Raw genomic sequence first — 12282 nt, forward strand, 5'->3', positions numbered from 1 at the left:
TCTTTATTCACTCAATAAGGTTAAAGTCATAGTTTGATTATGAAGCTCACATCTCGTGCTATTGCTAAAGGGCGCTAATTCACCATATGAGTAAAAACCCGATATAACAGCATTTGCTCCTACTTCTTCTATAACTTCTTCGATCTCTTCCTCTACTCTTTGATCCATTACTAGTTTTCTTCCTATGCAGCTTACTAACAATGCTAATTGCGGGTCCTTATCTCTGGATTTCATAGCTATTTCTGCAGCTTTGGAAGCTCCCTCTGCAATCTTATCAATATTGGCCATCATTAATTGTACAACGGATCCTTCTGGGACATCTCCTGCTAATATCATCGCATTCTTTTCTTCGTCAATAGAAAGGATGGTTCTTACTATCGCTTCTTTACGTCCTTCTGTTTTTACACTTAATGGATATAAAAGTGCTGATTGTGGTAATTCTGAGGCTTTATCCCCTAGATACTTTTTATATAAATCTAACGCTGGCTGATTATCTAACTCATATAATACATTATTATCTGATTTTGTAATTATCCGTTCAGGACCAAAAGGAGTCCATCCACCATACTGTGCACTAGTAATCTGCAAACTATCTCCGTAAAATCCAACTGCTACGATTTCTCCTTCTTTTGGATTTTCATTATATCCTACTAATGTTTTTTCGAACCTAGCATCATCTCCACATAAACCTCCCGTACACGGTATATCCTTATGTATTGCCTCTACACCATCTATTAAAGCCGAACCATTAACATAACTACCTTCACTTACAATAAAAATATGTTTTAAGTTTTCTGAAGGTAATTGATCAGCTAACCTTTTTCCGGTTTCAAAAGCATCCTTTTGAGTATCCAAAATGTTTTGATGACTTAATTTATAGGTGCTATTTTCAAACTCTACGGCTGTCAAAGAAATAGTGTTTTCAGTAACATTTGCTCCCAAAATTTCTCCCGCAGAAGAACCAATAATAATTTCACTATCGTCAAATAATTTCTTTACCTCTTCCAAAATAGGTTCTTTTTCTAGAATAAACCGATTCCCAAAGACTAATACCAATGGGTTTTTAAGCTTTTCATCACACGATGTGGTTGATTCCCAATTGCCATTTTTCTTTCTTTCGTATTGTTGAATTTTCATTTAGAAGGTTTTTTAAGAGTGAATAAAAAAGTGGTGCCTTTGTTTTCTTCTGAGGATACATCGACCTCTCCACCATACATATTAACTATCTTTTTTACAATCGACAGTCCAATTCCGGTGGATTTAGATTTATCCTGAGCTGTTTGAAAAATCTCAAAGATTTTACGGTGGTATGCTTCTGGAATTCCTGGGCCATTATCGGCAAGGGTAATTTCCCAAAAATCTCCAATATCATTACATTTAATGTCCAAAATTCCTTTTTCTTTATCATTATATTTTATCGCATTACTGATTATATTTTGAAATAATTGTTGAAATCTAAATCGATCACCTATCATTGTAGGAAGTGTATCATGGATATTGATTCTAAATGTTTCTGGAACATAAATCATTTCTAATATATCAGATACTACTTTATCCAAACTCACTTCCTTTCCAGCCTTTTCATTTCTATCAATACTCGAATAACTTAGAATCCCATCAATCATGTGATCCATTTTTTCTATTTTATTAAGTAAAGCATTAAAAGAGGTTATTGCGTTTTCATCCAACTTATCTTCATAATCTTCTTTTAACCAATTTATAAGTGCATTCATACTGCGCAAAGGTGATTTCAAATCATGAGATACTACGTGCGCAAAATCATTTAACTCTTTATTACTTTGCTCTAAATTTTTAAGTAATTCTTCTTTTAATTTTTCGGCCTCTATCTGATCCGTAATATCTCGTACAATTCCTTGTGCAGCTATTACTTTATTATCTTTATCTCTAATAACACTTCCATTAATATGAACTGTTCTAACACCATTACTTTTGGTTACTGCTCTAGCTACGTAATCCGTAAAAGATCCTTTAGTAACTAATTGTTGAAAAGACTCCAAGGCATAATCAAAATCATCTTTATATATCAAAGAAATTACATTAAGCTTTTCTTGATTAATATCATAACCGAATAATTCTTTTGCTGCCTCATTCATCTCTATGACATCACCGTTCACTTTCATTAGAACATATGCGTCTACGAGATTATCAGACATTCCCTGAAGCTCAGAACTTTTTTTCGCTAGAACCTCTTTTAATTCTTGTGCGACTTCGTATAGCTCTCTTGATTTATCCTCTAGAATCCCCTCGGCTTGTTTACGAGCTGCTTTTTCCCTTGCAAGTGCTCTTTGCAATATATTAGCATTAAGTTCACCCATTTTTCATTTGAATCATAAATTTAACTTCGGTTCCATCATCTTTTAATTTATCATAAGATATAACAGCCCTTTTGTTAAAATGTTCAAATGTTTTGTGCATCAGACCTAACCCAAAGCTATACATTGCTCGACTTGATTTGTATATCATAGATAAGGTATTAGGTGTTCTTTCCAATACCTGAAAGGTAGGAAGTTCAGCATTAGGGTAAATTTTTCTTACCTCTACGTGAATGTGATTTTCTATAGACTCTAACATATCCAGCGGATCCGTATAACGTTCTATCAATTGTGGATAATTTGAAGCTAAAACACTAAAAAAGTGCTCCGCGTACGTCAGTAGAAGATCATCCGTTTTTATGTCAGTATTTTTACTTAAACTAGTAATAAGACTTAACATTTCAGAAAACTCATACGTTCCTATTGATGTATAAACTCCATTAGATGGTAAATTGGACTCTTCGATAATTCGATCTACCATTTCTAGACCAAATTTATCCTCTACAAGTTGTAAAAACTCTGTAAAAACAATTCCTTTCATAATATAATATTAAATTGGTAAGTTAAGTTACGAGTTTTCTGGTAGTTCAGACAGAAATTAACTCATTTTTTCCCCAATATTCTATCAATGATTTTATTTTTTCTACATACTCTTCGTACTTCAATGGTTTTACTAAATACCCTGCAATCCCTTCTTCGTAGCATCTTTTCAGATCTTGGTGATTGTTAGAAGTACTAAGGATTATAACAGGAATATATTTTAACTTGTCATTATTTTTTAAACTTTTTAGGAACTCGATACCATTCATTTTCGGCATATTAAGATCCAATAATATAAGATCTGGAGTTCTGGTATCGTCATCTAGAATTTCTACGGCTTCTTCACCGTTTGTAGCTTCTTGTAGTTTACACGTATAACTGTTCTTCTGTAGAACTCTTGTAAACTTCATTCTTTCTATCTCGTCATCTTCGATTAATAGGATTTTTAAATTTTTCATTTAGGTATAGGTTTTATACTTACAGATATAGCTCTTATATTGTAAAATTCAATAATTTTAAGGACGTAATCCTTTAGTCATCGTTGGAATCATTTAAACTATCGACGAGTGGTAGTTTACTATAGATGAATGGGAAATAGACGTATTATTGTTCTATATTAATCGCTTCGAAGGAGATCAAAGTCCGATCCTCAAATCTTGGGTGTAGTTCTATTGGGTTGCAGCACACCTCACAATCTTCCACATACACCTGATAAGAAACAGAGGGATCTAGTAACATAGATACCTGTTCCCAACAATACGGGCATTGAAAAAAGTGTTCGAACATATAATTATTTATTTCAGTTTCAAGACCTAATATTATTTATTTAAAACAAACTAGATTAAAGTTATTCTAAAAATCAATATTTAATAGCTGCCCTGTAAGCTGTAATAACTGTAACTCTGCTAATTTAGCATCATACTTAGCCAATGTCTTATTAGTCTGAGCTTGTATTAGATTAATTTGAGCTTGTCTAAATTCTATAGAAGTAATTTGTCCCAAATTGAACCTTTCTTTGGAACGTTCAAAATTGTTTTGATTGGTAACTACATTTTGCTGTTGTATTTCATATACTTTAAGACGATTATCATAATTCCCTAAGGCATTTGCAATATCTCTTTTGACTTGTTGCTCCACTTGAATTTTTGCCAATTCCTGTGAGTCTAATGCAATTTTAGCGTTTTTAACTCTGGTTATAGTACCACCACCGTCAAAAAGATTCCAGCTCAAACTAAGTCCTCCTGCTAAAGTATACGTATCGGCGACATTACCTGGAAAAAAAGCAGATGGAGGGTTCCTGTTTTCATTCCATCCATAAGAACCAGTGAGACCAATCGTTGGTAAATACCCAGATTTACTAACCTTTATATCATAATCACTAATTCTAATATTACTTTCATTCTGTAACAAGGTTACATTATTATCAACTGATTTTTCTAAATAACTATCAATTTCTAATCTTGAAATAAATTTTACTATAGTGTCTACCGTAAATTGTTTCTCCAATTCATTATCTACAATCACGTTCAGGTCTCGTTTGGTATTCGCTAGTTGTTGCTTTGTATTTAGTAAATTGATACTATCATTTGCCACATCAACTTCTGCATTTAGTACATTTAACTTATTATTTTGACCATACTCAAACTGATAAGTAGATCTAGTTACTCGTTCTTTAGAAATTCTGAGGGTTTCTTCTAGAACTTGTTCATTTTCTGTAAGTCGTGCTATTTCATAATATACAGAAAACAATTGCAGCATAGTATTCTCTATAGTTTCTCTTGCCTGTAATTCTGTTAGATTATACTGCTCCTTTAACCTTTTATAATTATAATACCTGCCTAAACCATCAAACAATGTATAATTAAAATTAAGTGAAGCGTTGTATCGTTGAGTTTCGGCCCCATCGATTTCAATATCTTCTCTGGGTAATCCTGTATCTGGATTAATAGCTCCAGGAAATGATGTTTTAGAAGTTGTTTCTTGGTAATTTGCTCCTGCATTGGCTGCTAACGTGGGTAAATAACCAGAATTTAGTAGCCCTTTATTATTTTTTGCTACATCTATATTATTAGTTGCTATTAGAATACCATAATTATTCTCTAATGTTAATCTAATAGCTTCTTGTTTTGTTAATTTTTGGGCAAAAACACTACCACTAACCAAAAACAAAAACAAGATTAATTTTACTATATATTTATACTTGTAATTCATGTTGCTCCTCATGTTCCTCTTTTTGCTCTTTTATAGCACGTTCTACTTCTTCTTTTGTTATTTTATTTCCTGTAACTAACCACTTGGTTCCTACTTTTAACGTATTACTAAATGACAAAAACAATGGTAATACTAACAACGTAAGTACTGTGGCAAAACCGATTCCATAAGCGATTGAAATTGCCATAGGGATAAGAAATTTTGCCTGACGACTTTCTTCAAAAATTAATGGTGCTAATCCTGCAATTGTAGTTAATGAAGTTAAAAAAATTGCTCGAAAACGAGATTTTCCGGCTTCATAAATTGCACTATCAAAAGTCATTCCTGCTCTAAGATTGCTATTAAATTTCCCTATAAGAACTAATCCATCATTAACCATAATACCTATCAAAGCTATAATTCCTAAGAGCGATAATATATTAATAGGAAATCCATGTATCCAATGACCGAAAGCTACAGCCGGAAGACTCAATGGAATAAGTAATAATAATAACAATGGTTGACTATAACTTCTAAACGTGAACGCAATAGTAATGTATATTAATGCTAATGCAGTAAGACCAACTGGTCCTAAAGAACCAAGAAATTTTCCAGCTTCTCTATTTTGTCCTTCATACGAAGGTGTTACTGTTGGGTATTTTGCTATAATCTCTGGCATAATCGAGTTACGAATCTCTTCTAAAATATCTGTAGAACTCGTAGTTTCTGGATTTTTTAAATCCGCAGAAATCTGAACCTCTCTCCTTCCATCTAGATGATTAACCGCTACGTCTCCTCGCTCTATAGAGTAATCAACTATTTCATTTAAGGGTATTCTCTCCCCTGCAGCCGTAGAAATTCTCATATTATCAAGATCTAAAATCGAAGATCTATTTTCTCTATCATAACGAACCCAAACTCTTATTTCATCTTGACCTCTTTGAAAACGTTGTGCTTGTATTCCAAAAAAACCTCCTCTTACCTGCGCCATAACATCTCTAAGATTAAGGCCTAAAGCATATGCACTTTCTTTAAGCTCTAATTTAATCTCTTTGATTCCGGCAGGGTCGTTATCTGCAACATCTTTAAGTCTGGAATCATTTTCTAATATAGTTTTAAATTCTTCTTTTGCTGCTTTTAATTCTCCTATGTTGCTTCCTAATAACGAAACGGAAACTGGACTTCCTCCAAAATTTCCACCTGATCCAAAAATCAAGCGCTCTGTACCGAAAACAGGTCCTACTTTCTCTCGAATTTTGTTAGCCACTAAACCAGAATTAACTGCGTTAGGTCGTTCTTCTCCTGGTAACATATTGATACGTAGAGATGCATTGGAAGACGAATTTACACTTCTAATTATATTTTCGAATAACTGTTTCCCTCCATAATCTTCTCCTACCAAAAACTCTTCACTCAGTTCTTTATTTACGAGCCATGCTTTTTCTTCTATCATAGAAATAATAGAATCTGTTATCTTTTCATTAGTACCATTTGGCATACCTAAATCAACAGATATTACATCACTAGCAATACGAGGAAAAAACGCTGTTCTTACAATTCCTCCTCCAACACTTCCAATTGTAAATATGAGTATTACCACAAAAATGGAAAACGTAAAAAACTTATTTTTTAATGTAAAACTTAGAGCCGGGCTATAAATGTTATCACGCAGCCATCTCATAATTTTATCTCCAAAAGTATTTATATATCTCAATTTTGAAAATAAATTAGCAATACCACTTTTAGGTCTTTTGTCTTCTGCTTTTAAAGCTTTCGAATGAGCCAAATGGGCCGGAAGAATAATTAAGGCCTCTATTAATGAAACACCTAGAGTTAGAATAACTATAACTGATACTTCACCAAAGAAATCACCAATACGACCATCTAAAAATAAAAAGATCCCAAAAGCTATTATCGTAGTTAAAATTGCAGATACTATCGGAGGAATTACCTCCATTGTTCCATCAATCGCAGCCTGAACAGGGCTTTTTCCTTTTTCGTAATGTTGATAAATATTTTCGGCAATTACAATACCATCATCTACTAGAATACCAATAACAATGATCATCCCAAAAAGAGATAAAACATTAATGGTAACATCAAAATATCCTGCTAACACGAACATTCCTAAAAAAGCAATTGGTAGTCCAAATGCCACCCAAAATGCTAAACGAGTATTAAGAAATAATGATAAAAATATAAGTACCAGGATCATTCCTATAATCGCATTTTCTGTAAGCAATTTGGTACGCTGTACCAACGTAATAGAACGATCACTAATTACATTAAGTGTTACGTTGTTATATTTCTGATTAAATTCTTCTATATACGCTTTTGTCTTCTCTGCCGATGAGATCAAATCTTCTGTATTGGTACTTGTTATCTGTACATTAACAGAGAGATTTCCATTAAAATATGATGCATTTGGTGATTCTGAAAAACGATCCCTAATCTCTGCAACATCCTTAAGCCTTATTGTTCGTCCCGATGCATCTGCACGTATAATTAAGTTAGAGAGTTCATTGGCATAATAGGATCGATTATTTGCACGGATAAGATATTCTTCTGCATTCGTCTTAATAGTACCTCCGGTAGTTAATATATTAGCCTGACTTACTGCCTGTGCTACTTCATTAAAACTAAGTCTAAAAGCTAGTAGGTTATTTTCATTTACCGCAATTTCAATTTCTTCATCAGGATAACCGCTTATACTTATTTGCGAAATACCATCTATTGCTCTAAGATCATTTTCGATTTGTCTTGCAATCTGTTTTAAAGTAACCAAAGGTATATCTGTACCACTTATTGCAAAATCTATAGTAGGCCTAATTGCTTCTTGTTTAGAGGTTACAATAGGCTCCATTCCTGTTGGAAATGAAGGCACTCTATCTACCGCATTTTTAACTTCGAGCAACATAAAATCGATATCTTTTCCTTTTTCGATTTCAACATTAATGTTTCCGCTATTTTCTCTAGAAGTCGAAGTTACTCGTTCTACCCCTTCCAAACCCTTAAGATTATCTTCTACTTTAAGTATAATACCTTCTTCTATCTCTAGTGGAGAAGCACCAGGATAAACAACACTTATATTAATGTTTTTAGAATCTGTAAGTGGAAAAAATGATGACTTAAGCGATATTGCTCCAAAAATTCCGAATGCAATAAAAGCAATTACAATTACATCTACGGCAACGTGGTACCTAATAAAATAAGAGATTATTTTACGCATAACTACTATTTTGAATTGGTACTAATCACGTTATTATCCGCAGCTGAAGAATTTCTAGATTTGCCTTGATATATTTTCACTAGCATTCCTGCATACGCTCCAGGAACAGGTTTATTAAGGATTACATCTCCATTAGGAACTCCAGTTAAGATCACTTTTTTGTCAGAAAAATAAACTGGTCTTACATCGATAATATCTAAAATACTATCTCTAACCACAAAAATCTTATCTCCTTGTTGAAGTAAATTTCGATCAATTTCTATTGCATTCTCTGCTTTTCTGGCATTAAGATTTGCTTCTAAATACATTCCTTCTTTTAAAGACGGATCTTTAACCTCTATAAAAGTGGTTATCGTTTGAGTAGCCTGATCTACACTTCCGTTTATCCTACTGACTATACCTGTATAGAATTTAGATTTATTAAGATCGGAAAGTTCTACTGATTCTCCTATTTTTAATAAATCTGAATATTCTTTCCCTATGGCTACTTCAATTTCATAAGCGCTAGTATCTATGAACTCTCCCAGTTTTTGGCCTTGACGAATTAAAGTTCCTTCTGTAACCAAAGCTTCTGTAAGTACTCCAGAAAACGGAGCCGAAATTCTATATTTAGACAATCGCTGTTCCAGATTTTTTACATTATAATATGTGGTATAAATATTTCTACCAGTAATAAAATATTTTTCTTTTTCGGAAGTAGTTTCTGGTAGCTCTGGAGTTACTTTATTTATATCAAAGTTAGTAAGGTAATTTTGCCATTTATCAAATATATCAGGGTAATCCAGACGTAAATCAGGCATTATTGAAGTAATTAAGTTATATAAATTACTCTTAGCCGATTGTACAGATGCGTAATACTCTGAGGCATCTATACTTATTAATGTTTGTCCTTTTTGATATTGTTGACCTGTTTTAAAGAGTTTGGTGCCTCCTTTAAAAACTCCTTGCACTTCAGAAAACAATTCTAATCGTCTCTTAGCAATAAGATTACCATTGGCAGTAATCTTAATTGGAACAGTACCATTCTTAATAGTATCTACAAAAACAGTTTTAATAACCTTAGCGGATTTGGGCTTTACTCTCTTCTTACTATCAATAAGTTTTTTAGCTCCAAATAAAGCTCCGGCAATTAGTAATAATCCAAGGATAGAAAGTATTACGTTTCTCATACACAATAATTTGTTTAGACTTCTAACATGAAAAGCTGCACAAAACTATCAACAACAAACGTGTGTTGCAGTTAAAGAACTCATAAAAAACAACCACCTTGTAAAAACCAAAAAAGACATCTAAAAATTTTAAATGTCTTTTTAATCTTATTTAAGATTTATTTATGTTAATCTGCTATTTCAGCGATTTTAGCTTTTATTTTCTTAAGTGTGCCAATCAAATTTTCGATTTCTTCATTACTCAAACTTTCTTGAACAGCTGGTATCAAATCGTACATAATTGGAGTTACCTTTTCGATAACTTCTTTTCCATAATCTGTGAGGAAAATTCTATTTACTCTTCTATCATTCTCATCGCTCTTTCTTACCACAAGATTCTTACTCTCCATTGTATTTACCAATCTTGTCATAGAGGTCTTATCACGATGCGTAATAAATGCTAAATCATTTTGAGATTGCCCATCATTAACTCTTAGACGCTTCAAAACACTCCATTGTTCTTTTGATAAATCCAATCCATTTTCACCAAACGCTTTCTGAACCAGAAACCCAAAATCATAATGGATTTTCCCTACCCAAGATAACGCATGTGCATTTAAATCAATGGCTTTTGTATCATTCATACATTGTATACTTTAGTTTACGAGTACAAAAATATCTATAAATATTCAGTTGTACCTGATACAAACGACAAAAATTATCATCAATTATAAGGTTCATTCTATCTTAACATTTAGGTAACATACGTTAATTTAAGTATGTTTAAAAAAAGTGACCTTGTACTATCAGAATTATAATTTTAGGGTTTTATTTTTACACATTCTGTAAATTAAACACCCCAAACAGGAGCTAAGATAATTTATCAATTTCTTCCTGTAATGTTTCCCAATTTTCCATCAATGAAGCTAAATTTTCTTTTTTTGCTTGATATTTGTCAAAAAAATCTGGTTGTGCAATGGTTTGATCATAATTAATCGCTAACTCTACGTCTATTTCTTTTATTTCTTTTTCTAGTTTGTTGATCTTAGATTCTATATTACTAAGCTTATTATTTAATGATTTTAACTTTTTCTGACTCTCATAAGATTGCTTAGCAGTTTCTTTTGTATCTGAAATAGATTTAGCTTGTTTATCTTTCTTTTCTATATCGCGTAGATCATCTACCCTTCTTTGTTCTAAATAATAATCAATATCTCCTAGATATTCTTTTATCTGCTTATTCCTAAATTCATACACGGTATTGGTTAATCCCTGAAGAAAATCTCTATCGTGAGACACTAAAATCAAAGTCCCTTCGAAACTTTTTAAAGCTTCTTTTAATATGTTTTTGGATTTAATATCTAAATGGTTAGTAGGCTCATCCATAACCAATACATTAAAAGGTTCTAAAAGCATCTTACACAAAGCCAATCGATTACGCTCACCACCAGAAAGCACCTTTACCTTTTTCTCCACTTCATCTCCTCTAAATAAAAATGCTCCTAGCATATCCCTCACTTTACTTCGGGTTTTCTCATTTGCAGCATTAATCATAGTATCATGAATTGTTAATTCACCATCGAGATATTCTGATTGATTCTGTGCAAAATATCCTATCTGTACATTATGACCTAGTTTCAGATTACCTATATGTGATATCTCATCTATTATAATTTTAGCTAATGTAGATTTTCCTTGCCCATTCTGGCCCACAAAAGCTGTTTTAGAACCGCGTTCTACTAACAAATCAATATCTTTTAGAATCTCCTTTTCTCCATAGTTTTTACCAACTTTCTCAGCCTCTATAACTACTTTACCTGGCTGCACACTTATAGGAAAACTGATGTTCATTACTGCATTATCGTCTTCGTCTACTTCAATACGTTCTACTTTATCCAATTTCTTAATAAGCGATTGCGCCATAGAGGCTTTTGAGGCTTTCGCTCTAAATTTTTCGATAAGCTTTTCGGTCTGTTCAATCTGTTTAGATTGATTTTTTTGTGTTGCTAATTGCTGATCTCTTATTTCCTTACGAAGCACTAAATACTTAGAATACGGTTTATTATAGTCATAAATTCGACCTAATGATATTTCTATAGTTCTATTAGTAACATTATCCAAAAACATTTTATCATGAGAAACTATAACTACTACTCCTACATAGTTTTTCAGAAAACCTTCTAACCATATAATAGACTCAATATCTAAATGGTTAGTAGGCTCATCCAACAGGAGTACATCATTATTTTGCAATAACAACTTTGCCAGTTCAATTCTCATACGCCAACCTCCAGAAAAAGTATCTGTTAGTTTACCAAAATCCTCCCTTACAAACCCTAAACCTTGCAATACGCGTTCGGTTTCTCCTTGATAATTATATCCACCTAGAATTTCATATTGATGCGTATAATCACTTAGATCTGTTATCAATTGATTATAACTCTCACTTTCATAATCCGTACGTTCTGCTAGTTGAGTATTAATCTTATCTATTTCTCTTTCAATCTTCTTGATTTCTGTGAAGGCTTCATACGACTCTTCCAGTACTGTTCTCCCTAAAACAAAATCAATATCCTGCTTTAGAAAACCAATTTTTATTTCTTTATCCATCGCTATCTGACCAGAATCTGGTTCTTGTTCTTTGGATAAAATTTTAAGCATTGTGGATTTCCCTGCACCATTTTTTCCTACTAATCCAGCTCTATCTCCGGCATTTAATCTAAAGGCGATTTCTTCGAAAAGATATTCTCCTCCAAACGAAATTGAAAGGTTATGTATGTTTAACATCAGCTTTTGAATCTTTTGTGCAAAGATGATTAATTTTGTAATAGAATAAAAGTAC

At 32.6% G+C, this 12282-nt stretch carries 10 protein-coding genes; all 10 read right to left on the minus strand.

Annotation, left to right across the window (positions count from 1 at the left end):
- Window positions 1-3: 3 nt before the first annotated feature.
- Window positions 4-1137: an FIST signal transduction protein gene (locus J8L88_RS08010; RefSeq protein ID WP_211060462.1), complete on the minus strand. Its 1134-nt coding sequence runs from the start codon at window positions 1135-1137 to the stop codon at window positions 4-6.
- Window positions 1134-2336: an ATP-binding protein gene (locus J8L88_RS08015; protein ID WP_211060463.1), complete on the minus strand. Its 1203-nt coding sequence runs from the start codon at window positions 2334-2336 to the stop codon at window positions 1134-1136. The genes J8L88_RS08010 and J8L88_RS08015 overlap by 4 nt, the downstream gene beginning before the upstream one ends.
- Window positions 2329-2874 carry a heme NO-binding domain-containing protein gene (locus J8L88_RS08020; protein WP_211060464.1) on the minus strand — a complete coding sequence of 182 codons (546 nt, stop codon included), beginning with the start codon at window positions 2872-2874 and terminating at the stop codon, window positions 2329-2331. The genes J8L88_RS08015 and J8L88_RS08020 overlap by 8 nt, the downstream gene beginning before the upstream one ends.
- A gap of 46 nt (window positions 2875-2920) precedes the next feature.
- Window positions 2921-3331, minus strand: coding sequence for a response regulator (locus J8L88_RS08025; protein WP_211060465.1), 411 nt, complete (start codon window positions 3329-3331; stop codon window positions 2921-2923).
- A gap of 145 nt (window positions 3332-3476) precedes the next feature.
- Window positions 3477-3659: a CPXCG motif-containing cysteine-rich protein gene (locus J8L88_RS08030; RefSeq protein WP_211060466.1), complete on the minus strand. Its 183-nt coding sequence runs from the start codon at window positions 3657-3659 to the stop codon at window positions 3477-3479.
- Window positions 3660-3725: 66 nt separating this feature from the next.
- Window positions 3726-5096 carry a TolC family protein gene (locus J8L88_RS08035; protein WP_240337522.1) on the minus strand — a complete coding sequence of 457 codons (1371 nt, stop codon included), beginning with the start codon at window positions 5094-5096 and terminating at the stop codon, window positions 3726-3728.
- The gene (locus J8L88_RS08040; protein ID WP_035086235.1) at window positions 5068-8292 is read right to left on the minus strand and encodes an efflux RND transporter permease subunit; all 3225 of its coding nucleotides are present in this window, start codon (window positions 8290-8292) and stop codon (window positions 5068-5070) included. The genes J8L88_RS08035 and J8L88_RS08040 overlap by 29 nt, the downstream gene beginning before the upstream one ends.
- A 5-nt stretch (window positions 8293-8297) precedes the next feature.
- On the minus strand, window positions 8298-9461 hold the full coding sequence (locus tag J8L88_RS08045) for an efflux RND transporter periplasmic adaptor subunit (protein WP_051336278.1): 1164 nt from the start codon (window positions 9459-9461) through the stop codon (window positions 8298-8300).
- 167 nt (window positions 9462-9628) lie between these two features.
- A complete protein-coding gene (locus tag J8L88_RS08050) occupies window positions 9629-10084 on the minus strand; it encodes a MarR family winged helix-turn-helix transcriptional regulator (protein ID WP_035086231.1) in 456 nt (151 codons plus the stop codon).
- 226 nt (window positions 10085-10310) lie between these two features.
- Window positions 10311-12227, minus strand: coding sequence for an ABC-F family ATP-binding cassette domain-containing protein (locus tag J8L88_RS08055; protein WP_211060467.1), 1917 nt, complete (start codon window positions 12225-12227; stop codon window positions 10311-10313).
- Window positions 12228-12282 lie beyond the last annotated feature (55 nt).

The sequence above is a fragment of the Aquimarina sp. MMG015 genome (assembly GCF_018100855.1).
GTDB classification, from domain to species: domain Bacteria; phylum Bacteroidota; class Bacteroidia; order Flavobacteriales; family Flavobacteriaceae; genus Aquimarina; species Aquimarina latercula.